This window comes from Kribbella sp. NPDC050470, assembly GCF_044458365.1.
Lineage (GTDB): Bacteria > Actinomycetota > Actinomycetes > Propionibacteriales > Kribbellaceae > Kribbella.
In genome coordinates, this window is record NZ_JBITHV010000019.1 from 1 (window position 1) to 23,061 (window position 23,061).

The 23,061-nt window shown below is 68.1% G+C and carries 22 protein-coding genes and 2 tRNA genes; 10 read left to right on the plus strand and 14 right to left on the minus strand.

Annotated elements, in window-relative coordinates; translation table 11 throughout:
- Positions 1–1,034: 1,034 nt before the first annotated feature.
- The 4 genes from ACIBGM_RS41965 to ACIBGM_RS41980 form a co-directional block, all read right to left on the minus strand.
- Entirely contained in the window at positions 1,035–2,891 is a 1,857-nt protein-coding gene (locus ACIBGM_RS41965; RefSeq protein ID WP_360538134.1) for a glycoside hydrolase family 15 protein, read from the minus strand.
- A gap of 910 nt (positions 2,892–3,801) precedes the next feature.
- Positions 3,802–3,927: a GntR family transcriptional regulator gene (locus ACIBGM_RS41970; RefSeq protein WP_396388789.1), complete on the minus strand. Its 126-nt coding sequence runs from the start codon at positions 3,925–3,927 to the stop codon at positions 3,802–3,804.
- A gap of 127 nt (positions 3,928–4,054) precedes the next feature.
- Positions 4,055–4,567: a tyrosine-type recombinase/integrase gene (locus ACIBGM_RS41975; RefSeq protein WP_396388724.1), complete on the minus strand. Its 513-nt coding sequence runs from the start codon at positions 4,565–4,567 to the stop codon at positions 4,055–4,057.
- An 829-nt stretch (positions 4,568–5,396) separates the two neighbouring features.
- A tRNA-Ile gene (locus ACIBGM_RS41980) sits at positions 5,397–5,473 on the minus strand.
- Positions 5,474–5,601: 128 nt separating this feature from the next.
- Between ACIBGM_RS41980 and ACIBGM_RS41985 the strand changes: the two genes are divergently transcribed.
- Positions 5,602–5,745, plus strand: a complete 144-nt coding sequence (locus tag ACIBGM_RS41985; RefSeq protein ID WP_360520645.1) for a hypothetical protein — start codon at positions 5,602–5,604, stop codon at positions 5,743–5,745.
- Positions 5,746–5,939: 194 nt separating this feature from the next.
- Here ACIBGM_RS41985 and ACIBGM_RS41990 read toward each other — a convergent pair.
- From ACIBGM_RS41990 to ACIBGM_RS42015, 6 genes are all read right to left on the minus strand, one after another.
- Positions 5,940–6,012 (minus strand) — tRNA-Asn (locus tag ACIBGM_RS41990).
- A 137-nt stretch (positions 6,013–6,149) separates the two neighbouring features.
- Positions 6,150–6,689 (minus strand): hypothetical protein, encoded by a 540-nt coding sequence (locus ACIBGM_RS41995; RefSeq protein ID WP_396388725.1) that lies wholly within the window; start codon positions 6,687–6,689, stop codon positions 6,150–6,152.
- Positions 6,690–6,969: 280 nt separating this feature from the next.
- Positions 6,970–7,932 (minus strand): RNA polymerase sigma factor RpoD/SigA, encoded by a 963-nt coding sequence (locus tag ACIBGM_RS42000; RefSeq protein WP_396388726.1) that lies wholly within the window; start codon positions 7,930–7,932, stop codon positions 6,970–6,972.
- Between the two features lie 257 nt (positions 7,933–8,189).
- The gene (locus tag ACIBGM_RS42005) at positions 8,190–8,690 is read right to left on the minus strand and encodes an SRPBCC family protein (protein ID WP_396388727.1); all 501 of its coding nucleotides are present in this window, start codon (positions 8,688–8,690) and stop codon (positions 8,190–8,192) included.
- Positions 8,687–9,001 (minus strand): ArsR/SmtB family transcription factor, encoded by a 315-nt coding sequence (locus tag ACIBGM_RS42010; RefSeq protein WP_396388729.1) that lies wholly within the window; start codon positions 8,999–9,001, stop codon positions 8,687–8,689. The genes ACIBGM_RS42005 and ACIBGM_RS42010 overlap by 4 nt, the downstream gene beginning before the upstream one ends.
- A gap of 33 nt (positions 9,002–9,034) precedes the next feature.
- Positions 9,035–10,591 (minus strand): amidohydrolase family protein, encoded by a 1,557-nt coding sequence (locus ACIBGM_RS42015; protein ID WP_396388731.1) that lies wholly within the window; start codon positions 10,589–10,591, stop codon positions 9,035–9,037.
- Positions 10,592–10,671: 80 nt separating this feature from the next.
- Here ACIBGM_RS42015 and ACIBGM_RS42020 point away from each other — a divergent pair, with 80 nt between their 5' ends.
- From ACIBGM_RS42020 to ACIBGM_RS42030, 3 genes are read left to right on the plus strand one after another with little or no spacing between them, the layout of a single operon-like run.
- Positions 10,672–11,448, plus strand: a complete 777-nt coding sequence (locus ACIBGM_RS42020; RefSeq protein WP_360520663.1) for a uracil-DNA glycosylase family protein — start codon at positions 10,672–10,674, stop codon at positions 11,446–11,448.
- A 39-nt stretch (positions 11,449–11,487) separates the two neighbouring features.
- Positions 11,488–12,357, plus strand: coding sequence for an exodeoxyribonuclease III (locus ACIBGM_RS42025; RefSeq protein ID WP_360520666.1), 870 nt, complete (start codon positions 11,488–11,490; stop codon positions 12,355–12,357).
- Positions 12,357–13,472, plus strand: a complete 1,116-nt coding sequence (locus ACIBGM_RS42030) for a hypothetical protein (RefSeq protein ID WP_396388732.1) — start codon at positions 12,357–12,359, stop codon at positions 13,470–13,472. The genes ACIBGM_RS42025 and ACIBGM_RS42030 overlap by 1 nt, the downstream gene beginning before the upstream one ends.
- Here ACIBGM_RS42030 and ACIBGM_RS42035 read toward each other — a convergent pair.
- Positions 13,465–13,965 carry a DinB family protein gene (locus ACIBGM_RS42035; protein WP_396388733.1) on the minus strand — a complete coding sequence of 167 codons (501 nt, stop codon included), beginning with the start codon at positions 13,963–13,965 and terminating at the stop codon, positions 13,465–13,467. The genes ACIBGM_RS42030 and ACIBGM_RS42035 overlap by 8 nt on opposite strands.
- A 48-nt stretch (positions 13,966–14,013) precedes the next feature.
- Between ACIBGM_RS42035 and ACIBGM_RS42040 the strand changes: the two genes are divergently transcribed.
- On the plus strand, positions 14,014–15,045 hold the full coding sequence (locus ACIBGM_RS42040) for an aldo/keto reductase (protein WP_360520675.1): 1,032 nt from the start codon (positions 14,014–14,016) through the stop codon (positions 15,043–15,045).
- On the opposite strand, the gene ACIBGM_RS42045 is transcribed toward ACIBGM_RS42040, so the two are convergent.
- The gene (locus ACIBGM_RS42045; RefSeq protein WP_396388734.1) at positions 15,026–15,610 is read right to left on the minus strand and encodes a hypothetical protein; all 585 of its coding nucleotides are present in this window, start codon (positions 15,608–15,610) and stop codon (positions 15,026–15,028) included. The two genes, ACIBGM_RS42040 and ACIBGM_RS42045, sit on opposite strands and share 20 nt — an antisense overlap.
- A gap of 26 nt (positions 15,611–15,636) precedes the next feature.
- On the opposite strand from ACIBGM_RS42045, the gene ACIBGM_RS42050 reads away from it, so the two are divergent.
- On the plus strand, positions 15,637–16,362 hold the full coding sequence (locus ACIBGM_RS42050; protein ID WP_396388735.1) for a DUF5995 family protein: 726 nt from the start codon (positions 15,637–15,639) through the stop codon (positions 16,360–16,362).
- On the opposite strand, the gene ACIBGM_RS42055 is transcribed toward ACIBGM_RS42050, so the two are convergent.
- Positions 16,359–17,063, minus strand: coding sequence for a M50 family metallopeptidase (locus tag ACIBGM_RS42055; RefSeq protein ID WP_360520684.1), 705 nt, complete (start codon positions 17,061–17,063; stop codon positions 16,359–16,361). The two genes, ACIBGM_RS42050 and ACIBGM_RS42055, sit on opposite strands and share 4 nt — an antisense overlap.
- Positions 17,064–17,193: 130 nt before the next feature.
- Here ACIBGM_RS42055 and ACIBGM_RS42060 point away from each other — a divergent pair, with 130 nt between their 5' ends.
- The 4 genes from ACIBGM_RS42060 (at position 17,194) to ACIBGM_RS42075 (ending at position 21,822) form a co-directional block, all read left to right on the plus strand.
- Positions 17,194–19,260: a S41 family peptidase gene (locus tag ACIBGM_RS42060; protein ID WP_396388736.1), complete on the plus strand. Its 2,067-nt coding sequence runs from the start codon at positions 17,194–17,196 to the stop codon at positions 19,258–19,260.
- A 159-nt stretch (positions 19,261–19,419) separates the two neighbouring features.
- Positions 19,420–20,121: a calcium-binding protein gene (locus ACIBGM_RS42065; RefSeq protein WP_396388737.1), complete on the plus strand. Its 702-nt coding sequence runs from the start codon at positions 19,420–19,422 to the stop codon at positions 20,119–20,121.
- 25 nt (positions 20,122–20,146) lie between these two features.
- The gene (locus ACIBGM_RS42070; protein ID WP_360520693.1) at positions 20,147–21,400 is read left to right on the plus strand and encodes an aconitase X catalytic domain-containing protein; all 1,254 of its coding nucleotides are present in this window, start codon (positions 20,147–20,149) and stop codon (positions 21,398–21,400) included.
- Complete coding sequence (locus ACIBGM_RS42075) at positions 21,397–21,822, plus strand: aconitase X swivel domain-containing protein (protein ID WP_396388738.1); 426 nt, start codon at positions 21,397–21,399, stop codon at positions 21,820–21,822. The genes ACIBGM_RS42070 and ACIBGM_RS42075 overlap by 4 nt, the downstream gene beginning before the upstream one ends.
- Here ACIBGM_RS42075 and ACIBGM_RS42080 read toward each other — a convergent pair.
- Complete coding sequence (locus ACIBGM_RS42080) at positions 21,766–22,968, minus strand: MFS transporter (RefSeq protein ID WP_396388739.1); 1,203 nt, start codon at positions 22,966–22,968, stop codon at positions 21,766–21,768. The genes ACIBGM_RS42075 and ACIBGM_RS42080 overlap by 57 nt on opposite strands.
- Between the last annotated feature and the right edge of the window lie 93 nt (positions 22,969–23,061).

A 23,061-nucleotide genomic window follows, 5' to 3' on the forward strand; every position in this document is an offset into this window, starting at 1 on the left:
CTCCCTCCCCGGCTCGGTTCAAGCCAGGATCTCTCCGGGAAGCTGGTCAATTTTCAGTTGCCGCCCACTGGTCAGTTTTCAGCTGCCGTCGACACGACACCGAGGCCTTCGGCTTGGAGCGCTTGGTCGCTTCCAGATCCTCGGAGGCCGCCTATATCCCAGCTCTTGGGGTCACCCCGGTCAGGCATGAAGCCTGCCGGGACCGACAGATCAGAAGGGCGTCCGGTGCGTCTGGTCGGGCGAGACCAGGCGTGAGCCGCGACCTGGGGTGGTCGAGGTGCATGGCATGACTCGTGGCACCAAATGACGGATACGCATGGGGAATCTCGCGCTCGTTGGGGGCGGCCGTGTTGCTAAAGCGCTGGTAGAGAGAAGATGCGACGGTGTAGTTCTTCCTCGTAATGAGAAGGTCGTCAGTCCGACTTCGACAGGTAGCCTCACCGAAGTCCCCCGGGGGAACACTCCCTCCGCCGTGTAGCCGGTTTCAACCTCGCCGCTCTTGGGATACCGCGCAGACCCGCCCAAGCTGTGATCCGCCAACAGATCCGCGACAGATTTCCTCGGCTTATGTCCGACGGTCTAGCAGGCCGACAACGACGCCGAGACCCTTCGGTGGCTGCAGAGCAGCTCGGAAGAGAACGCCCTCGTCTTCGCACTGTTCAGCTCGCTGCGCGAAGACCCCCGGCCGCGCCGCGTCCCGATGATCTCTACACCGCCCTGGACCTCGACGACGACAAATAGCGCCTGCGGCTGGGCACTACCGAGTTCCTCACCAAGGCCCGAACACGCCCCACAGAGGTCGAACAACAGGTACTGGCCCTGCTCAACAGCGTCGTCGCCACACCGCCGCGATGAACCAGAACAGACAACGGCTGGCCGGGGGCCCGGGCACAGCTTGCGACCGAGGGCCGCGGCGCTCCTCATCCAAACCTGGGCCGCCACTCGATACGCACACGGCCGCGACAGCGGACTCCCCTCTGACTTCGGGATGCATTTCAGGTCGAAGTAGCTAACGGCGGACGACGGCCACGCGTTCATGGCGGCCCTATCCACAGCTGCAGTGCTGGCTTGCCGGCGCGCCTCCGTTCCGCTTCGCTGATCTCCCAGGCCGCGTTGACCAGGCCGATGTGGCTGAACGCCTGCGGAAAGTTGCCGAGCAGCTCGCCGGTCTTGGGGTCGACCTCCTCAGCCAGCAGACCCACGTCGTTGACGAAGGCGGCTGCACGTTCGAAGGTGGCCCGCGCGCGATCAACCTGTCCGGCCATCGCCTGCGCTTGAGCGAGCCAGAACGTGCAGAGCAGGAAGCTGCCCTCCTCTCCGGCGAGCCCGTCGACACCAGTCTCGGTGCGGTATCGATAGACCAGGCCGTGCTCGTCGGTAAGGTGCCGCTCGGTCGCGTCGATCGTGGCAAGGACGCGCGGGTCGTCAGCCGGAAGGAACCCGACGATGGGGATCATCAGGTTCGATGCGTCGAGCTCGTGCGATCCGAAGTACTGCGTGAAGGCGCCGGCCTCGTCGCTCCATCCCTCCCGCAGTACGGCCACATGAATCTCGTCGCGGGTCCGCGCCCACGAGTCGACCCGGCCCGCAACCCCAAGACGATCGCACATGCTGACCGCGCGATCGAGCGCGGCCCAGCACATCACCTTCGAGTAGAGAAAATGCTGCGGATCGCCGCGCACCTCCCAGATCCCGTTGTCCTTCTCAGCCCAACGCCGAGCCGCGAGGTCGGCGCAACCCGCGAGGAAACGCTGGGTGGTGTCGTCAATGTTGCCGAGCAGTTCGACGAGCCGGGAAGCGGCACTCCACAGCTCTCCGTAGACATCGATCTGCTGTTGATTCCACGCCCCGTTCCCCACCCGCACGGGTCGACTGCCTCGCCACCCCCGCAGGTGGGGCAGGGTGCGCTCGGTCAGATCGCGCTCACCGCCGATACCGAACATAATCTGCAGCGGCTCGTCTCTGCTGAGTGTGGCGGCCGAGGCCAGGAAGGCGAAGAAGTCCGCCGCCTCGTACGGACACGCGGCCACCCAGAGCGCCTCCATGGTCAGGCTCGCGTCGCGGACCCAGGCATAGCGGTAGTCCCAGTTGCGCTCACCACCGACTGCCTCGGGAAGTGACGTCGTGGGTGCAGCAACGATGGCTCCGCTCGGTTGGTATGACAGAGCGCCAAGAACCCGTCCGCTGTGGTGGACGAGGTCCTTCCAGGGCCCCTCGTACGCCTGATGGTGGGCCGACCACAATTGCCATGCCTTAACTGTCTCGTCGAGCCGGTCACGCAGGTCATGCTGCTGCCACACGCGCGCCGGGGTCTCCTCCAGCGTCGAGCTGTGCATGCCGAAGTGCACGGTCTCGCCCGCGACCATCTTCATCCGACCTTGCATGCCTCCACTCTCGAGGTTCAGCGGAGCGGGTGTGGTGAGCACCAGCGAATCGGCTCCGTCGCGCGACGTCACGCCTCCGTCAACCGAGGTCAGGATTGGGGAAATCAGGCCGTATTCTGGACGCGGCCGGTAGGCGATCTCCAGCTCGACGCTTCCGGTTTTGCAGGCGACCCGTCGGACGAGTACGTGCGGAGCCCCCGCCCCCAGCCGGTGATCGTTCTTTTCCGGGCCAACGATCAGGGCGTCGGTGACCACCGCCATTCCCGTGTCGGTTTGGAACCGCGTCTCGAGGACCAGCGTTTGATCAACATAGCGGCGCGTCACGCTGAATGGACTTGATGGCCGGATCGACCAATGACCCGCCTCGTCGTCGAGCACCCGGGCAAAGACAGCCGGGCTGTCAAACCTCGGGAAGCACAGCCAGTCGACCGAGCCGTCGCGAGCCACCAGGGCTGCCGAGTGCCGGTCGGAGAGCAGCGCGTAGTCGGCGATGGGCGTCGTGCTCATGACAGACAGCCTGACACTCCCCGCCGGCCAAGGCGACGGCCCGACAGTGTGAGTCTCCCCAGGTCACCGACCGGTTGACGACGGGGATCGCACCCGCCGGCCGCGCCGGGCCGTGCCGAAGGCCCATCGTGCAGGACCTGGCCGCCGTCCCCATCATTGGTCGGGTCGTACGCTGGTCGCGATGACGTAGCCGTCGAGGACATGCTGATCTCGCTCGCGCCGACCTGGGTGAGCGCCGCCATCCCCTCGATGACCCATCATCAGCCTGCGCTTGTCGGCGTCAACGTCGTACAGGCTCGCTACGCTGCGCGTGCTCCACATTGACCCACTCCCACGCGCACGCCGTCGCAGCGTCAATCGAGGGAAGGCCGTTCACGGTCAATCAGCCAAACGTCGCCCGTGGTCACTAGGGGTGCTGCTGGGTTCCCCCGCTCAGCGAGATGATCGCGCAGATCGTGGAGTCGGACGGGTACGACCTGTCAGCCACCGAGCCCACTCGAAGGCGCTCAACGAGAAGGTGTTCGCCTGGGTGAGCAGCAAGGCCGCCGGGCATGCGCAGGCTCACGCTCGCGAGATGAAGACCCTTTGCAGCTCTGGCATGGTCGGATAACGAGCGATGGCCTGGCGTCGGATGCGCTAAGGTCGCGCCGTTCGGCCCTCGTAGCTCAGGGGATAGAGCAGTGGTTTCCTGATCCGAGCGTCAATCCCATGAAACGTGGGCCTGGCGGTTCGGCAGGCTCGCTTGTCTCTAGCTTCATTTCACTCTGTGAAGCACACGGCGATCTGAGCTCGGTGACCGACGCGAATGGTTGCCCATCGCCACCAGCTACAGTCGCGCGCTTTCCAGGTGAAGCCGTGACGAGTCCTGCCGCAACCAGTAGCGCGACAGCTTGATGTGCGGTGCTGGCAGCTACCCGTACCGGGTCGCCAGGGCCTTCTCGGTCGGCAGTGGATCATTCGGGCTCAGTATTCCGGCGTCGATCGCGCCACGCAGATCGGCGGCGATCCGCTGGTAAGGCTGAAGGGCCTCGTGCAGAACGCTGGCGCTGGAGCGGCGGCCTTGTCCGTGCGCGGGCTGCTTGACGTCGGTCTCGTCGGCATTCGGGTCGGGGTCGAACCTGCCGCACGTTGATCTGCCTCAGACCACCATGCGGTGTACACCCTCAGCGTTGTCGTCCCTCCACCGGAGGGCCCAATCGTCCGGCCGCCGCGCGCACGTTGTAGCCCGCGTTGATCAGCTCGGTCGCGTTGTAGTGACGATTGTTCTTCAGCGTGGTGTTGATCCCGAGGCGCTTCGCGAGCCTCGCGTACCGCTTCGTGACTGTGTCAGGGTGATGTGGAGTCCTTCCATCAGGGACGGGGGAGTAGATGTATCCGTGCGGATTGAAGGGGATGCCTGCCTGCTCGGCGCGCTGACGGGCTCGCTGTTCCTGCTCGTCCAGTACGGCATCTGACTCGGCGTCGAGAACAACTCGCCGTTGTTGGTGGGTCTTTGTGTCCTGCTCATCCAGTTGCCCGTTGTCGTTGATAGAGATCGAGCGTTCGACGCGGAGTACGGACGTTGCGCCGTTTCTGCGTTCGAGGTCGGTCCAGCGCAGTGCGCACACCTCGTCGCGGCGGTTCCCTTTGTTGTCTTCGTCGACAGGAAGGATCCCCAGCCCTCGTCCTCCTCCCATGCCGCAGTGATCAGCCGCCCGACCTCATCGACAGTGGGCGGCTGCGGATTCGGTATCGGTAGGCCTGGCTTGTCGGCGTGCTCGGCGGGGTTGACGGAGATCCACTTCCACACACGACTGCTCGGTCTAAAGCCCCGCTGAGAATCCAGTGGATCTGCCGCACGGTCGAATCGCCGAGGCCTCTGCAGACGTGTGGTTTGCACATGCGGCGGCATCGGCGACAGCCCTCTGGATTGTTGCGGGGGCACCGGTGTCCTTCGTGTTCGTCACACTGATGGGGGACCGCGGTTCGGTGCTGGATGTACTTCTGCCCTCGGCAGTGGTCCCGGCATCGGCGGAGGTCGGCGTAATACGAGTCGAGTATCTCGGTGTCGAGCCGGGTTGGTTGCGTCGTCCCGAGAAGGGGCATGATGTGGTTATCGTACTTCGATCGATAGTTCCGCTTCGTGAGCGTGTCGACATCGAGCACGTTGAAGTACTTGACCATTAGCTGGTCGACCGTCGCGCGGGTCTTGGGATTGCGCTTCTCATCCACCTGGTCAGAAGCCGTGTGCGGGCCTTCTCGGCCTCGGCGGCCTGACGCGGCCCGACGGGAACGACCTCGGTGAGGTAGAGGTCCTTCTTCGTGACTGGGTCAGCACCGGCATATACCCGCACCCTGAAGGGATCCGGAGGTCAGCCGGCGGACTGAGCCCCGGCGCCGCTGGCTTCTGAAGTTGACGCGCCATGCGCAGGCCGTAGCACGGAGTTATGGCGCGAATCATGGCACGCGACGCGACGCGAGCTAGCCGAGTAGTCGCTCGAATCGCCTCTGACCTACGGTTGTGCTTGGTAGGGCGGGTGGGACTCGAACCCACGACCCAAGGATTATGAGTCCTCTGCTCTAACCGGCTGAGCTACCGCCCCGTGTGCGGGAGATCGTATCGGGTTTGGGTGGGTGGGGCGCGAAACCAGGGGTGGGTCAGGGGTTTGACTGAGGGGTGGGTGGGGTGGACCGGGCATGATGGAGGCAGGTCCCGAGGAAGGGAAGACCGATGGGCTGGTTCATATTCTTCGTGCTCGTGGTGGGCGCGGTGGCGGCGTACAAGTACCGGGTGCCGCTGATCGCCAAGCTGACCGGGCAGCCGCAGCACCGCATCCAGCGGGCGATCGATCGGCGGAAGGACAACAAGAGCTGATCAGGCGCTCGTGAGCTGGGCCGGGCGGTGGGTGCAGGGTGCCGCCGTCCGGTCTGTCGGGTCCGTCCGGTCTGTCGGGTCGCGGTGCGGCGTACGACGGCACGCGGTTGGGCGTACGACGGCATGGGGTGCGGCGTGCGCCGTACGAAAGGCATGAAAGAAGCCGGTTCCTGAGCGGATACCGGCTTGGGTTGCTCCCGCGACTGGACTCGAACCAGTAACCTGCCGGTTAACAGCCGGCTGCTCTGCCAATTGAGCTACGCGGGATCGGTGTGTATCTTGCCCCCGATCCCCGAGGACCTGAGTAGGTTAGCAGGCCCGGGTCGAACTACAAAAACGGGATTCCGGGGCAGCGAGTTGGCTTCCGGAGCAAATTCGGGGGCAGCTTCTGGGGTGGCTGCCGGTCAGATGCCGAACTCGTCGCGGACCTCCTTCAGGGCGGCTTCGGCGGCGTCGACTACGCCCGGCTGGCTGGGCTCCAATCCCTTGTCCAGAACGAAGTTCCAGGTGACCGGGGCGTCGGTGTCGGCGGGGCTGCGGCGGCCGACGATGCGGACGCCGCGCTTGCCGGTCAGTGGGACGTGGCGCTGTACGACGATGCTTGCGTCGACGCGTTCGCGGAGCAGTTGGCCGAAGCGGCCGGGGTCGTCGAGCTTGAGCTCGGTCGCGCGCAGCGGGGTGCCGAATGCGGTGGTCTCGTAGATGTGCATCACAGACGCCTCGGAGTCCCAGCCGGCGCGCTCGATCGCCTCCCAGCCGACCCGGCGGAGCTCGCCCGGGGTGTCGGTGGGGAGGTAGACGGCGGCGCGGGTGCCTGCGACCCAGTGGCCGTCGGCCAGCTGGACCGCGGCCAGGATGTCCTCCTTGCCGCCGGCCGCTTGCTTGGACGTGGCGGTCACTGACTCGGTCAGTTCGCGGGGCCAGGTGCTGCGCCGGAGTCTCACGCTCCCATCATTCCAGTTGGTCCAAGGGGGGTTGGGGTGGGTGGTGCCCCTGCCGCATGCCGCCGCGGTTTGTGCGGGTAGCTCCCGTTCGGTGCTTTGCAGGTTGGTGGTCGGGTGGTCGTTGGTGGGTAGGCAAAGCACCGAACGGGAGCAGTTCGGGGGTGAGGGGGCGGTCGGACGAGAGGTGGCGGCGTGGTCGGGCGAGGTGGCGGGGTAGTTGGGCGGGAGGTGGCGGGGTGGTTGGCGAGGTGCGGCGGGGGGGTGGGGTTGGGGTGGGCGGTTAGGCGGCGTAGTCGCGGAGGTGGGGGGTGGCTCGGCGGCGGAGGTGGCGGAGGGCTTCTCGTTCCAGGGTTCGGATTTGGTCGGGGGGCAGGTTGAGGGCGGTGGCGGTTTCTTCGGGGGTGGACGGTGGGTGGCCGTTGAGGCCGTAGCGGTGGTGGAGGACGGCTTGGTGGAGGTCGTCGAGGAACTGGAGGTGGTGGGCCAGGTCTCGGCGGAGGGCGGCTTGGAGTACTACGGACTCGTCGTCGATCAGGGCGTCGGAGTCGTCCAGGTCGAGGGTTTCGGGGTGGACTCGCCAGGCCTGGGCGCGTTCGACGCGGGCGATGGTGAGGTCGGCTGCGGTGGCCAGCTCCTGGGTGGTGGGTTCGCGGCCCAGGCGTTGGGTGAGGTCGTGCCGGATCGCGGCCAGCCGGCAGGCGTCGGCGTACGCCTGGGCGGGCATGCGGACCAGGCGTGATCGGTCGGAGATGGCGCGGCCGATCGACTGCTTGATCCACCAGATCGCGTACGTCGAGAAGCGGTGGCCGCGGCGGTGGTCGAACCGCTCGACCGCGCGCATCAGGCCGATGTTGCCTTCCTGGATCAGGTCGAGGAGCGAGATGCCCTTGCCCGTGTAGCGCTTGGCGAGCGACACGACCAGGCGCAGGTTGCCCTCGATCATCCGGCGCCACGAGCGGCGGCCGAGCGCGACCACCTGCCGCAGATCGGCCGCGTCCTGACCATCGGTGCCCTGACCAGCGGTGCCCTGACCGGCCGGGTCACGGCCGCTCAGGTCGCAACCGGCCGGCCCGCCGGCCGCCGGTTGTCCCGCGGCCAGGCGTTCGGCGGCCAGCAGGCCGGCTTCGATCCAGTACGAGTGCTCGTTGACCTCCTCCAGGGTGAGTAGTTCGTGGTGCCCGATGTCGCGCAGGTAGGCGATGAGCGCGGTGATGTCGGCGGGTTCGCAGTCGAGCTCGGCCATCCGTTCCCCTCTCTTCGTCAGAGAGAGTGCCCCGATCTGCCCCACAGTGGGGCGCTGACTTTCCGTCGGTGGATAACTACCGGAGGTCATCACAACAGCCCTGTGGACAACGGGCTGGGCCGGCCACAGGAGCCGTACGATGCGCGGCTGCGCGCGAGGCGCGACGTCCGGAGGCGTAATGCGTTGGATGCCGCCGGGCCGTAGGCCCCAAAGTGGTGGGGCAGTTCTGAGTCGCACGTGGGCCAGAGCGTGCCCGGCTACTGCCAGCTTGGGTACGTCGAGGCGACTTCCTCGTAGCGAATGGTCCAGTTGGGGAGCTGGTTCCCGGCGAGATGGCAGGTGAGGCGATCCAGGAAGGCGTGAGTGCCGGGGAGGAAGCCTCGTGCGTTGGTCGGGGAGAGGCCGATATGGGTGAAGGTCAGAAGCGTGCCTTCGCCGTCCGGGCTGAGCTCGTAGCGGACAGCGCTCGACTCGACGATCCGCTGGTTCCACTCGTGTTCCAGGACGTACGGCGGGTCCCACACCAGGATGCGGCCGGTGAGGCGCTTGGCGTCGGGCGCGGCCGGCGGCTCGTCCGGCATCATCTCGATGAAACCGCCGGCCCGTGGGTCGATCGTGGTCTCGCCGAACCAGGCCTTGCGTTCCAGCGGATCGGTGAGCGCGGCCCACACAGCCTCGATCGGGTGCGGCAGGTGCCGGCGGAACGTCATCGTGGCCCGGTCACCATCGATGGTGAGCTCGCCTTGCGGGTCGGTCATTCGTCAGTCTCCTTCTGGGTCAGGTGGTGCTCCAGCGCGTCGAGGTGCCGCGGCCAGTACTTGCGGTACCGGCTGATCCAGTTCTCGATCTCGAGCAGCCGATCGGCGCGGAGCGCGTAGATCCGGCGCTGGCCGTCCGGGCGGACCTCGACCAGGCCGACCTCGCGGAGGATGCGGAGGTGGCGCGAGACGGCGGGTTGCGTCAGTCGGTGCAGGTGCTCGACCAGTTCGCCGGCCGGGCGGTCCCGCTCGGCGAGCAGGTCCAGGAGCTCACGCCGGCTGGGTTCCGCGATCGCCTCGAACACGTCCATGACCAGAAGTATTACAAGAAGCGTATATACAGATCAAGTGATATATCCGCGGAGCCCCGAGAGCAGACCGTTGTCGAACGGGTTGGCGTCGACCGCGTCGAACCAGGCCGATCCGGTGGTCAGCGGTTCGTACGGCGGAATGGTGACGGGCGGCGGCGTCGCGGCAGACGGGCCACGGCGGCGGAGCTCGCTGTCCAGCTCAGGCGCCGGCATGTCGGGCAGCAGGACGAAGCTGCCGTCGGTGTCCATCGGACCGTCACCGGCGACGGCCGCGGCGAAGCCGGTCTCGTCGGCAGCGGCCAGCGCGGCGAAGGTGGCCGCCGCCCGGGCCGAGGCGGCTGACGGGTTCTTCCGGATCTCCTCCAGCTCGGACAGCACCGAGTTCCAGGTGACCGTCGGGTCTCCGTAGTCGATCGACCGGGAGAGCCGCCCGACCGAGATCGCCGTCGCCGCCGGAGCCACCACCTTCATCAAAGACCGCAGGCCGTACCGAGCCCGCCCGCCCACGACGACCAGGCGTACGTCGGCCTCGGTCGCCGCGATCAGATTCCGGTGGACGTCGGCATGATCGCGCCGTACGACGATCAGGTCGGCCAGCGCGCCGCGTTCGATCCGGCCGAGTGGGTGCGGCCAGACACCCGACAACGCCTCGCCGGGATTGGACGTCGCCAGCTGCACCAATTCCTCGTCGGTGAACACCGGTGACGGCTGCGCTTTGTTCCAGATATCGGCGACCTTCAACTCCCACAGCACATTCCGGGTCCCCGACGGCGCCCAGTCCGAACCGATGCACAGCCGTACGCCGGCCGCTTTCGCCGTGGCCACGTCCGCGGTCGCGCCGTACAGCCAGTAGTTCGAGAACGGCGACCAGACCAGGCTCGACCGGCCGGCCTTCATCCGGGCGAAATCGGCCGCGGTCAGCGCGCCGCCGTGAATTGCCACCAGTTGCGGCGTGACGACGCCGACCTCGTCGAGCAGCTGGAACTCCTTGCGTAGTTTGGGATCCGACCCCTCGGCCGAGTGCGCGATGAATCCCCGCCCCTGCTGGACGGCGGCGGCGTACGGCGCCAGCGCCTCCTTGCTGTCGGCAACAAGAGTGCTGACCCGGATGAAGTCGTCGCGGGTGCCGAGTTTCTCCGAGTCGACGTTCCGGATCAGGTCGTTGTCCGGTGGTACGGCGCCCCGCGGGTTGCCCTGGATCGACGTCGTCCCGCCCACGATGGCGCGCGTCTCGACGTACCGCAGCAGGGCGCGCCCGGCCGCGGCGCCGAGCAACCTGGCAGGCTGGCTGATCTGCTCGCTGTACGTCGGCGCCCGCCCCCACTGGTTGTGGGAGGTCCACGGAACCGTGCGCGAAGGCTCCGTCCACAACGGCAGGCTGTTGTACATCAAATGGTTGTGCAGGTCGATCAGGCCGGGATAGATGAGGCCGCCTGCAACAAGTCGCGGCGCATTCTCGAATCCGGCGGGTACGGCGTCGAGCGGGGTGACAGCCGCGATCAGTCCGTCGTCTCCGACGTACACCGCGCCCTGTTCGAGCACCTCGCCACCGGACCGCATCGTCACGACGGTTCCACGCAGTACAAACATGTCCCCTCCCGCTCTACAATCCCCGTGCCGCCCCTGTTCACGAGCGTAGGTCAGGAATCGTTGAGGGGGAGGTATTGACGATGGCCGATTTCGATCCCGGCCCGCCGGCCGCGGTGGCCCGGCACTTCGCGAATGTGCCGAGTTATGCGGATTTCCGGCAATTGTTCTGGCACGACTGGGGCCCGGTGTTCTACCGGGGCCGGCTGAATCGCAGCGCGCGATTGCTGGCGATCGCTTCCGATCCCGGTCCGACCGAGCGGATCGCGGGCCGGACGCTGGTGGGGGATGCCGGGCAGCGCGTGCAGGGGTTCCTGGCCAAGCTAGGCCTGACGCGTAGCTACGCGCTGGTCAACGCGTACGCGTATGCGCTCTTGCCGTCGCGTGCGCAGCAGGCGGCGCCACTGCTGTCCAAGCCCGACCACCTCACCTGGCGCAACACGCTGTTCGACATGATCACCGGTCCGGACCTGCAGGCGATCGTCGCGTTCGGCACCCAGGCGCGCGCGGCGCTCAGGCTGTGGGAGAACAAGCCCGACGTGCCCGTGTTCGAGGTGCCGCACCCGTCGAGCCGCAGCCCGAAGGTGCTGGTGGACAACTGGCGCGAGGCCGTGACCGACCTCCGGGCGATCGTCACGCCGGACGACGACGGCGACCCGTCGATGCCGAACTACGGCCCGAAGTTCCTCGAGACCGACTACGCGCCCATCCCGCCGCGCGACCTGCCGTTCGGCGTGCCGCCGTGGCTGGGGGACGACGCTTGGGGCCGCAAGGACAAGCCGCGGCACAACAACAGCGTGGAGCGCCCGGCCAGCGACCTCCGCAACACCTTGGTCTGGCGGGCCCCGAAACTCGGCTGAAGCCTGAAATGGTCCGTGCCGGGGGCTACCGTGGGTCGGGTGCGAGTAGCGACCTGGAATGTGAACTCGGTGAAGCAGCGGCTGCCGCGGTTGCTGGGGTGGTTGGACGAGCGGCAGCCGGACGTGGTGTGCCTGCAGGAGACGAAGCTCGCGGACGACGCGTTCACCGAGTTGCTCGACGACGAGCTGACCGCGCGCGGCTACGAGACGGCCCTGTACGGCGAAGTGCAGTGGAACGGTGTCGCCCTGCTCTCCAAGGTCGGCCTGGAGGACGTGGTCACCGGTGTCGCCGAGGCGCCCGGCTTCCCGAAGCCGGAGGCCCGCGCGGTCGCGGCGACCTGTGGTGGCATCCGCATCCACTCCCTCTACGTGCCGAACGGGCGGGTCCCCGACTCCGATCACTACCACTACAAGCTCGCCTGGCTCGCGGCCCTGCGTGAGGTCGTCGCGGCCGGACCAGCCGATCAGATCGTCTGCGGCGACATGAACATCGCGCCGACCGACGCCGACGTCTTCGACCCGGCGGCGTACGTCGGTCAGACGCACGTGACCGCGCCGGAGCGGCAGGCGCTCGCGGACCTGATGGCCGCCAAGGACCTGCACGACGTCGTCCGCGATCGCTGGCCCGACCACCGGATCTTCAGCTACTGGGACTACCGCGCCGGCATGTTCCACCAGGACCTCGGCATGCGGATCGACCTGATGCTCGCGACCGAGCCGGTGGCCGATCGAGTGAAGGCGGCGTGGATCGATCGTCAGGCCCGCAAGGGCACCGGGCCGAGTGACCACGCGCCGGTCATCCTCGACCTCGACGTCGCGCCGGACGGCGACATCGGCCCGGTCGTGCCGCCGCCGTCCGCGCCGCGGACCGGCCGGAAGAAGACCACCAAACTCCCGCAGAACCGCTGATGCGTCGCCTGGTCGCCGCCGTCCTGGCGCTGGCATGTCTCGCCGCGTGCAGTGAGGCCAAGTCGTCGACTCCACCGGTCAACTGGACCAAGGTCGACGTCGGCGCGGAGCCCGTCACACTCACCCAGTACGGCGACCAGTTGCTCGTCGGACTGCGTGACCGCGGTGCCAAGGTGGTCCCGCAACTCGTGGTCCTGGACGGCGATCAGCGCAAGCAGGTCAAGGTGACGCCGTCGCCGAAGAGCCCGTACGCATTCGAGGCGATCTGGTACTCGATCGCGTACGACGGCAAGCAGTTGCTCGCGCTCGGCGGCGCAGCCGGTGGCGCCCACTCGAACACTCGCTGGACGGTGTGGACGGGCACAGTCGACGGCGGTCTGGTCGAGCGTCCGCAGGAGTTCAACACGTTCGGCGGGCAGACCGCGGGCGGGCTGTACTCGGCCGTCATCACGCCGAGCGGTCGCGCCTTGCTCGGCTCCTGGGGCGGTGTCGAAACCGGGAACGACGCCGCCGTCTGGCTCCCGGAGAGCGACGCGAAATGGGTCCGGCAGAACCCGGCGAAGACGGCCCTGCAGAGTACGCCGTCCCTCCTGGTCGGACCGAGCTTCGGTACGACGCTGGGCGACAGCATCGTCCTGGTCGGGTCACAGGTGCGGCTCGCGCCGAACGTGGTCGTCCAGGAGGCCGCGGTCTGGCAATCGACCAAGCTCAACCAGGGATGGCGTGCGATCGGGCTGCCTGATCCGGGCAACCGCAGCCAGGCGATGACCGCATCCTGTGACTCCTCCGGCTGTTACATCTCCGGATACGTCGACAACCAGCTGGCCATCTGGCAGCTGTTGCGCGGCGGCCCCGCCAAGCGCCTCAAAGACGTGCCGGCGATTCCGGTCGGGGACAAGGACAAGCTGCCGCCGCCGCTCGTCGTCGGCGACAAGGTCGTCCAGATCGTTGCTCAGGACAACAAGGTCAAGGTGGTCAGCGGGAATGACGGCGGCTGGACCGTGCGGGAGTCGAACGACGGCCCGCAGGGTCCCGTCGTGGACGCCGCCTACACCGCCTCGAACAAGCTCTACCTGATCGCCGGCACGTCGCTCTGGGAAACCAGGCTCAACTGAGCAGACCCTTCACGTACGCCGCCTGACCCGCGTGCTGGTCGCAGTCGTTGATCACGCTGACCAGGCGGACACCGAGCGAGACCGGCGGATTCCAGTGGCGGTCGACGATCCGGTCCAGGCCCTCGTCGGTGACTGTCTTCAGGAACTCCACTGTGCGCTCGTGAACGGCATCGTGGTACCCGAGCAACTGATCCGCAGACAGTTGGACCAGCGCGACCTGCTTCGGTGTGTGCGCATACCCGGTGTCGGCGGCGTCGAACGGGAGCCCGAGCCGCTCGTGCCACCCGTCCGCGGTGTACACCTGCTCGTAACCGCCCGCGTCGGCCAGATGGTCGTCCTGCACGCGGGTCAGGTGCCACACCAGCCAGGCGATCGAGTTGGCCGTGTCAGCCGGTCGCGCGGTCAGAGTAGTGTCGTCGAGGTCGGCTACGACGTCGTGCACCACCTCACGGATCCGGCTGTGGGCGTCGATCAGCAGCTCACTTGTATCCATGAACAGCCACCGTAGTCGGCCGTTCGGACAGTCTGAGAAGGAGCAACCGTGGAATACCGCACTCTGGGCGCCAGCGGCGCCGTCGTCTCCACCTACGCGCTCGGCACCATGACGTTCGGCAACGAGACCGACGAGGCCGGCTCGCACGCGCAGCTGGACCGGTACGTCGAGGCCGGCGGCAACTTCGTCGACACCGCGGACGTGTACTCCGCCGGGGTCTCGGAGGAGATCGTCGGCCGCTGGCTGGCGAAGAGCTCGGCGCGCGACGACGTCGTACTCGCCACCAAGGGCCGGTTCCCGACCGGCGACACACCGAACGACGTCGGCACCTCCCGTCGCCACCTCCGCCGTGCCCTGGACGCGTCGCTCAGCCGGCTCGGCGTGGACCACGTCGACCTCTACCAGCTGCACGCGTGGGACCCGGTCACCCCGCTCGAGGAGACGCTCGGCTTCCTGGAGGACGCCGTCCGCGCGGGCAAGATCTCGTACGGTGGCCTGTCGAACTTCACCGGGTGGCAGCTGCAGAAGGCGTGCGACCTGATCGACCGGCGCGGGTGGTCGCGGCTGGTGACGCTGCAGCCGCAGTACAACCTGCTGGTGCGTGAGATCGAGTGGGAGATCGTCCCGGCCGCGCAGGACAACGGCCTCGGGCTGCTGCCGTGGTCGCCGCTGGGTGGTGGCTGGCTGACCGGGAAGTACTCGTTCGACGAGGAGCCGACCGGCGCGACCCGCCTGGGCGAGAACCCGGACCGCGGTGTCGAGTCCTGGCATCGCCGCAGCCGCAACCAGCGCGTCCGCGACGTGGTGGATGCAGTCCGGGAGATCGCTGAGGCGCGGGGCATCTCGATGGCGCAGGTAGCGCTCGCGTGGCTGGTCGACCGCCCGGCCATCACGTCGGTCATCCTCGGCGCGCGCACGATGGAGCAGCTCGACGACAACCTCGCCGCCGCGGACCTGCACCTCACAGCGGACGAGACCGCCAAGCTGAACGAGGCAAGCGACCCAGGCGCCGCCGACTACCCGTACGGCGGCCCCGGCACCGACCAGCGCTCCCGCCCGATCACCGGCGGTCGCGCCTGATCTCCACTGCCTGCCGGAGTGCAGCGTGCGACGCCACCAGCGCGCGCCGCACTCCGGCGAGCAACGGGTCGTCGCGCTTGCGCCCTGCCTGGACCCAGCGGTCCGACAGGTCCATCGCCTCGACCCGCTTGGCGACCGCGGGGCGGACCGCCTCCGCCGAGCCGTCGTAGACATAGGCATAGAGGTCGGCCATCGCGTCCTCCAGGGCCCCGTTCGCGCCGGAGTCCCGGTGGACCCGCCACCACTCGACCTCCAGCGCCGCCGCCCGCGCCGGGTCCATGAAAAGGCAGCCGGAGCGTACGACGAGCTCGTAGAACCGGCGCATGTACGCACGGGCCGCGTCCGGCTGGTTGTCGGGGTACGGTGCCCACACCTGGTTCGCACGCAGTACGTACCAGGCTCCGAGCAGTGTCCGGCGCGGTGTCATTCCGAAGGCGGCTCCGACCAGTCCGACGGAGGCGACGAGGAAGTGACGCCATTCGTGCAGGTAGTAGGCGGCCCAGGCGTCGGCTTCGCGGTTGCCGACGACAACCGGGTCGAATGTGCGTGGTCCAGATGCCCCCATGGTCCCTCCCACCCCGAGGAGATCCGATGATCGATGGTATTGCAGGTGTTGTCGCCCGGATGCAGGAGCGGCTGGACGCGTTGCCGCCCGAGCTGGAGCACCGGCGGATCTTCCTCAGCACCTACCTGCGCACCACGCAGGCGGTCGGTACGGCGGTCGAGCAAGGCCGCTTCGAGGACCCAGAGTGGGTCGAGCGGTGGGACGTGGAGTTCGCCGAGCTGTACCTGGTTGCGCACGACGCGGCACAGAACGCTGCACGACCCTGGCGGCTCGCCTTCGGGACGCCCGCGGACATGCCTCCGCTGCTGCACGTCCTGCTCGGCATCAACGCGCATGTCAACTACGACCTGCCGCAGGCGCTGTTGGCCGTGATCAGTGACGAGGACTTCACCGATCCACAGCTGATGGCCATGCGTCGTCGCGACCACGAGCGGATCGACGGTGTGCTGGCCGAGCGGGTCGCCGCGGAGGACAGGCAGCTTGGCGGCGCAAGGAGTCTGCTCGACCAGGTGCTGACTCCGCTCAACCGGCTCGCGTCGCGGCGGTTCCTGCGCGAGTCCCGTCAGAAGGTGTGGCACAACACCACCGAGTTGCAAAGCGCTCGCCTCGACGGCGAAACGGCGTACGCGAACCGCTTGGCCGAGCTGGAGCTTCTCAGCGCCGCCAAGATCGCCGACCTGCTCCGCCCAGGCCAGGTGCTTCTGCGACTCGCGATCACCGGCTTCGGCGTGACGCTGCCACCACCGGCCTAGTCCGGCAAGACGCCTGACCACACGACGCCGACTGCCAAGCAGGCGAGCGTCACCAGTCCGAAGAACCCAACCCACATCAGCGCCGGTACGCCGGTCAGTCGCCGCAGCTGATCCGCGTCCGAACTACGGCCGCCACCGCCTCGACGTGAGTGCTGCAACTCCAGCACGGCGCGCGGCGCAGCCAGCAGCAGGAACCACGTCAGCAAGTGTGCGAACGCGGACTGCACGTCCGGCGATCCCCACCAGGACACAGCGAACACAACCGCACCGAACACCAGCACCGACCACAGTCCGAAGAGATTGCGGATCTGCAGCAACAGGACCAGCAAGGCGAGCAGCAGTCCCCACAGCAGCGCCACGGCGTACCCACGGCTGAGCACGAAGGCTGCAGCAAGCCCGAACAGTGCCGGACCGGGATAGCCGGCCAGCAGTACGGCGATCATGCCCGGGCCAGTGGGGTGGCCGCGGGACACGGTGACCCCGGACGTGTCGGAGTGCAGCCGGATCCCGGCCAGCTTCCGTCCGACGAGCGCGGCGATCAGACCGTGCGCGCCCTCGTGCGCGATCGTCACGACCTGCCGCGTGTACCGCCAGATCGGCCGCCAGGCGATCAGCAGCAGCGCCGCGACCCCGGTGCCGATCACCACCCGGAGCGACGGATCCGGCTGCACCGACGTCAAGCTGTCCCAGACCTCATCCACCACCCCATCCTTGCAGCACAGTGGTCAACCGCTGTCCCGTTGACATCGCCCGGTGCGCGGACGACGGTGGAGGGATCGTGGCCCGGGGAGGGGCTGCCGCATTGGGGGAGAGATGTCACAGCCACGCAGTATGAAGTCGACTACCCAGAAGACGACGACGGCGAAGAAGACCAGCACCGCCAAGAAGACCAGCACCGCCAAGAAGGCGCAGGCGACGGCGACGACCGCCTCCAAGCGGGCTACCAGGAAGACCATCGCGAGTACCGCCGGGACCCGCGCGGCCCGGGCAGCGACCACCGAGGCAGCGGCGGCCGCCGTACCCCTGCCGCAGTTTCTGGCCTCGGCCGGAACGTTGACGCTCGGGCAGCGGAAGCTGCTCGTCGACCAGTCGTTGCTGATCCTCGACCAGAACTACGTGCACCTGCCGCTGAAGGCTGCGATGCACGCGGTGAACCCGTTGCAGCGGCTGCGGGTGATGCGGTCGCGGATGGAACGCCAGACCGCCGACACGATGGAGCCCGAGTGGGTGTTCCACCGGCAGATGTCGAGCATCTTCCACTCGGTGCGCGACCTGCACACCAACTACCTGCTGCCGGCTCCGTTCGCCGGCAAGATCGCCTACCTGCCGTTCATGATCGAGAAGTGCTACGACGCGGCCGGCGACGAGCACTACCTGATCACCCAAATGGTGACCGGCTACTCGGCGCCGCAGTTCGGTCCGGGCGCCGAGGTGACGCACTGGAACGGCACCCCGATCGCCCGCGCCGTGGCCCTGAACGGCGCGCAGTTCGCCGGGAGCAACGACCCGGCCAACCTGGCGCGTGGGCTGGAGTCGCTCACCCTGCGGCCCCTGCTCATCCAGCTACCGCCCGACGAGGCATGGGTCACGCTGACCTATCTCGGTCTCGACGGCTCCACGCAGGAGCTGCGCGAGGAGTGGAAGGTCACAGCGAACCTCCCGCCGATGACGGATCTGGACGCGGTCAGCGAGACTTCTGCCTCGATGGGTCTGGACCTTGACTCCGACGAGAAGGCACGGGCGAAGAAAGCGCTCTACGTACGCGACGTCGTCGAGCTGGAGCGCGGTCAGAGCTCGGCCGAACTCCGGACGCCGGCCGCGGTCGGTGCCGCGGACCTGCCGACGACGATGCCCGGCGTCTTCCGGGCCCGCGAGGTCGTCACTCCGGACGGGGCCTTCGGGCACCTGCGGATCTTCACCTTCAGCGTGCAGAACCCGGTCGCGTTCCGGGACGAGTTCGTCCGGCTGGCCGGGCTGCTGCCGCAGCGTGGCCTGATCGTCGACGTCCGTGACAACGGCGGCGGTCACATCTTCGCCAGCGAGTTCACCCTGCAGACGCTGACCCCGCGGCGAATCTCGCCGGAGCCGGTGCAGTTCATCGCCACGGCGCTCAACCTGCGGATCTGCCGCCGGCACAAGGACAACCCGGCCGGCATCGACCTCGGTCCGTGGTTCGAGTCGCTCGAGCTGGCGACCGAGACCGGGGCGGGATACTCGGCCGCGAAGCCGATCACGCCGGAGGACGGCGCGAACGACATCGGCCAGACGTACCACGGCCCGGTGGTGCTGATCACCGACGCCCGCTGCTACTCGGCGACCGACATCTTCGCCGCCGGGTTCGCCGACCACGAGATCGGAACCATCCTCGGGGTCGACGACAACACCGGCGCGGGTGGCGCGAACGTGTGGACGCACGGGTTGCTCGCCGCGCTGCTGAACGAACCACCGCCGCCGGACTCGACCTCGCCGTACGAGGCGTTGCCGAACGGCGCGAACCTGCGCGTCTCGATCCGCCGCACGCTGCGGGTCGGTGAGCTGTCCGGTACGCCGGTCGAGGACCTCGGCATCCGGCCGGACGAGACCCACAAGATGACGCGGGCCGACCTGCTCGACGGCAATGTCGACCTGCTGAACAAGGCCGGCTCGTTGCTGGCGGCGATGCCGTACCGCCGGCTCGGCGTGTCGACCTCCTTCAGCGGTACGACGCTCACGGTCACGCTCGACGTGGATGGGATGAACCGGGTCGACCTGTACCTCGACGACCGGCCGATCAGCTCCGAGGACCTGACCGGTGCGCCGTTGAGCATCGACATCATCGACGTCAGCCCGGGGCAGCTGCTCAGGGCGGACGGCTACCAGGCCGGGACCCTGGTCGCCTCGCGCCGGCACACCGTCTGAAGGATGTAGTTCCGCGCTGACCGCTGGGGTGACGCCACTAGGTGCCTGTGGCGTCACCCCAGGCTTATCGCCAAGGCACTGCTGCTGGTGCTGTGATGTCCGTAGGTCGTGGATCGCTCGGTGAAGTCCGCGGCGACCGGCCTTAGGGGAGGGGGAGTCATGCGCAAGCTTGCTTTGGGGGCGGCGGTGCTGCTGCTCGGCACGGTGCTGCCGACCGCTGCGAACGCCCAGGAACCGCCGCTGTGCGGTCCGCCCGGCGAGGAGGTGCCGGCCACGATCGTCGGGGCGGGCACCATCGTCGGCACGAGCGGTGACGACGTGATCGTCGCCAGTGCCGGCAACGACATCGTGTTCGCCGGTGACGGCGACGACATCGTGTGCGCGGAAGGCGGGAACGACACGGTGGACGGCGGCCGCGGCAACGACGTGCTCATCGGCGACGAGCTCGACAGCGTGCCGTTCGCGCCGTCGAACGGGGCGAACAACGACGTCCTGAACGGTGGCCAGGGCGACGACCTGCTGGCCGGTCTTGGTGGCGACGACACTCTGAACGGCGGTCAGGGTGCGGACCAGCTCATCGGGTTCGGCGGGGCGGACACGATCAACGGCGGAGCCGGTGCGGACACCGCGTTCGGCGGACCGCTCGACGACGTGATCACGGGTGGCCCGGACAACGACACGCTGTTCGGCACCTTCGGCAGTGACACGATCAGTGGTGGATCCGGCGACGACTTTGTCGACGGCGACAACCCGTTCCCGCCACCGCCCGGTGGCCCGCCGTTCCCACCCGGCGGCAACAACGATGTGTGCAGCGGTGATTCCGGCACCGACATCGTGCAGAACTGCGAGGTCACGTCCTGACCCTGAGGTTGTAGTTTGTCGGGTTGTGGACAATCTGCGTCTGACCGCCGAGGACGAAGGGATGCTCGGCGGTCAGGAGGGTGGCGGGGTGGCGCTGGCGATGCGGGTGGTCGTCGGCCTGGCCCGGATCGAGGGCGCGCCGCGGCTGGTCGAGATCACCTCGGCGCACGTCGACTCCTGCCTGTACCACGGTCAGGTCAGCCTCGACTTCGCCCACAAACTCGTCGGCCTCGGCGCGCAGGTCCGTGTCCCGACCACCCTGAACGTCGGCTCGATGGACCTGCTGCATCCCGGCCTGGTCCGCACCGGCACCGAGGCCGAACGCGAGACCGCTCTCCGCGGCCGCGAGCTCATGTCCGCGTACGTCGACCTCGGATGCACGCCGACGTGGACCTGCGCGCCGTACCAGCTTCCGAACCGGCCCGGCCTCGGCGAGCACGTCGCCTGGGCGGAGTCGAACGCGATCGTGTTCGCCAACTCGGTCCTCGGCGCCCGCACCGATCGGTACGGCGACTTCCTCGACATCTGCGCCGCGATCACCGGACGAGCGCCGTACTCCGGACTGCAGACGACCGAGGCGCGGCGGGGGACCGTGGTGTTCGACTGCCGTCCGCTCGGTGAGTTCCTGCGGACGGACCTGGCGTATCCGTTGCTCGGGGTGCATGTCGGGTCGCTGGTCGGTGGCGAGATCCCTGTGCTGGTTGGAATTCCGGAGGATGTCAGCGAGGACGACCTGAAGGCGTTCGGCGCCGCGGCGGCGTCGGCCGGGGGAGTCGCCCTGTTCCACGCGGTGGGTGTGACGCCGGAAGCGCCGACCGGTCCGCCCGACGACCTGCCGACGTACGTTGTCGACCTGGACGCGATGCGCCGGACTCGGCGTCGATTGTCGACAATCGCCACGAATCAGCTCGATGCGGTGAGCGTCGGCACCCCACACGCGTCGTACGACGAATGCCGGCAGTTGGCCGACCTTCTCCGCGCCGGTCCGCCCATCCGGGTGCCGTTCTACCTGTCCACCGGCCGCGCGACCCGGGATCGTGCGGCCGCGACCGGAGTCATCAGCGCCCTCGAAGCGGCCGGTGTCACGGTCGTGGTCGACACGTGCACCTACGTGACCGCGATCCTCTCGCCGGCCTGGAAGAACGTGATGACGAACTCCGGCAAGTGGGCGCACTACGCGCCGGGCAACATCGGCGTCGACGTGGTGCTCGGCTCACTGGCGGAATGCGTCGCCTCCGCCCGCGCGGGCCGGGTCGTCATCGGGGAGCTGACGGCGTGACGATTGAGGCGCGGACGCTCCATCCCGGCACGGCGGTCGGTACGCCGATCCGCCTGACCGCACCGCTGTCGTTCTGGGGCGGAACCGACGAGCACGGCCGGATCGTTGACGCTCACCATCCGCAGTGCGGCGAGGTCCTGGCCGGTCGCGTCCTGGTGATGGAGTCCGGCCGCGGTTCGAGCTCGGCGTCCAGCGTGCTCGCCGAGCAGATCCGCGCCGGCGCCGCCCCGGCAGCGATCATCCTCGCGCGCCCCGACTCGATCATTGCCTTGGGCGCCCTTGTCGCCCACGAGCTCTACGGCCTGTCGACACCGGTCGTCGTCGTGGAACAAGCGGCGTACGGCGAACTCCCGGCCGACCAACCCCTACAGGTCAGCGCGAGTCCCGACCACGCGACGATCAGCTGGCCGCCGCATCAGTAGCGCGGTCGCCAGGAACAGCGCCGCACACGCGGCCAGCGCGACCGGCAGACTGCTCAGCCGGGCGATCGCGGCGATGCCGACCCCGCAGACAATCTCCCCGAGGTACTCGAGCTGGGCCAGGAACGAGTGCGTCGTCGCCCGAACGTCCGACGTCGTCCGCGCGTTCACCCAGATCGTGCTGATCACCCGCGTCAACGGCGTCACTATCCCGGAGACCAGTACGACGGCGATCGCACCGACCACCGGATCCCGCGCCAGCGCGAGCATCGCCATGCTGACCACCCCGGAAACCGCCGCCCACGCGTAGTCGGTGCGGGCCTGGTCGCCGTCGATGCGCTTCCCGAGCACGCGCAACGTCAGCGCACCGACGAGCAGCCCGACCACACCGAGCCCGGTGAACCAGATGATCGGATCCGGCTCGCTCGGCCAGCCCAGGTCGAGCAGCTGCTTCTGCGTCATCCGCCCGGCCGCGTCGGACGCGCCGTTGACGAGGAAGGTCGCGGCGAAGATCAGCATGATCTCGCGATTGCGCCGTACCAGGGTGAGACCGCGGCGGAACGTCGTCCACGACCCCGACCACCGCGCGGTGCGGATCGGGACGAACCGCTCCTCGCGGAACCTGAGCGCGATGTAGACGGCGAGCGACATCATCGCGACGCCGGCCACGACGATCGTGACATCGCGCCGGGTCGCCCACGCCAGCGACCCGAGCGCGATCAGGCCGGTCGCCGCGCCGGTCAGCTGAGCCCGGGCAGCCCGCGCGAGTACGGCGGTGATGCGGTCCGGCTGATCGAGCTCGTCGGTGATCCACGCGACGTCCGACCCACTCGCGAACGTCCACGAGATGCCCCACAGAACCTGGGTCGCGAGGAGGAGCGGGAACGACGTCACCAGCCCGGTGGTGAGCATCGCCGTACCCATCAGAAGTTGCGAGATCACCAGCGACCACTTGCGGCTGATCGTGTCGGCGAACACGCCGGCCGGCACCTCGCACACCAGTGCGAAGACGCTCTGCACCGACCCGATCAGCACGAGCTGGGCGGCGGACAGGCCGGCGTCGACGACCAGGTAGACGCTCGTCACGAGCCACCACCCGTTGTGCAGCACCGCCCGCATCCAGGTCCACCGGATGAACACGCCAACCATCCCTCGAACCCTTCCGGACCGGCCTCCGCCCGGCAACGCAATTAACGCAGGCCTCGAAGTGTGAGTTGGTTCATATTCTTCGCAACTATAAGC

What these genes read in the sequence shown, in the direction of transcription:
- ACIBGM_RS42035 (WP_396388733.1), bottom strand. Translation starts at nt 13,965, where the DNA reads ATGGATACAAGTGAGCTGCTGATCGACGCCCACAGCCGGATCCGTGAG.
- ACIBGM_RS42015 (WP_396388731.1), bottom strand. Translation starts at nt 10,591, where the DNA reads ATGTTTGTACTGCGTGGAACCGTCGTGACGATGCGGTCCGGTGGCGAG.
- ACIBGM_RS41965 (WP_360538134.1), bottom strand. Translation starts at nt 2,891, where the DNA reads ATGAGCACGACGCCCATCGCCGACTACGCGCTGCTCTCCGACCGGCAC.
- ACIBGM_RS42050 (WP_396388735.1), top strand. Translation starts at nt 15,637, where the DNA reads ATGATCGATGGTATTGCAGGTGTTGTCGCCCGGATGCAGGAGCGGCTG.
- ACIBGM_RS42000 (WP_396388726.1), bottom strand. Translation starts at nt 7,932, where the DNA reads ATGGCCGAGCTCGACTGCGAACCCGCCGACATCACCGCGCTCATCGCC.
- ACIBGM_RS42060 (WP_396388736.1), top strand. Translation starts at nt 17,194, where the DNA reads ATGAAGTCGACTACCCAGAAGACGACGACGGCGAAGAAGACCAGCACC.
- ACIBGM_RS42030 (WP_396388732.1), top strand. Translation starts at nt 12,357, where the DNA reads ATGCGTCGCCTGGTCGCCGCCGTCCTGGCGCTGGCATGTCTCGCCGCG.
- ACIBGM_RS42020 (WP_360520663.1), top strand. Translation starts at nt 10,672, where the DNA reads ATGGCCGATTTCGATCCCGGCCCGCCGGCCGCGGTGGCCCGGCACTTC.
- ACIBGM_RS41975 (WP_396388724.1), bottom strand. Translation starts at nt 4,567, where the DNA reads ATGGGAGGAGGACGAGGGCTGGGGATCCTTCCTGTCGACGAAGACAAC.
- ACIBGM_RS42045 (WP_396388734.1), bottom strand. Translation starts at nt 15,610, where the DNA reads ATGGGGGCATCTGGACCACGCACATTCGACCCGGTTGTCGTCGGCAAC.
- ACIBGM_RS42080 (WP_396388739.1), bottom strand. Translation starts at nt 22,968, where the DNA reads ATGGTTGGCGTGTTCATCCGGTGGACCTGGATGCGGGCGGTGCTGCAC.
- ACIBGM_RS41985 (WP_360520645.1), top strand. Translation starts at nt 5,602, where the DNA reads ATGGGCTGGTTCATATTCTTCGTGCTCGTGGTGGGCGCGGTGGCGGCG.
- ACIBGM_RS42005 (WP_396388727.1), bottom strand. Translation starts at nt 8,690, where the DNA reads ATGACCGACCCGCAAGGCGAGCTCACCATCGATGGTGACCGGGCCACG.
- ACIBGM_RS42065 (WP_396388737.1), top strand. Translation starts at nt 19,420, where the DNA reads ATGCGCAAGCTTGCTTTGGGGGCGGCGGTGCTGCTGCTCGGCACGGTG.
- ACIBGM_RS42010 (WP_396388729.1), bottom strand. Translation starts at nt 9,001, where the DNA reads ATGGACGTGTTCGAGGCGATCGCGGAACCCAGCCGGCGTGAGCTCCTG.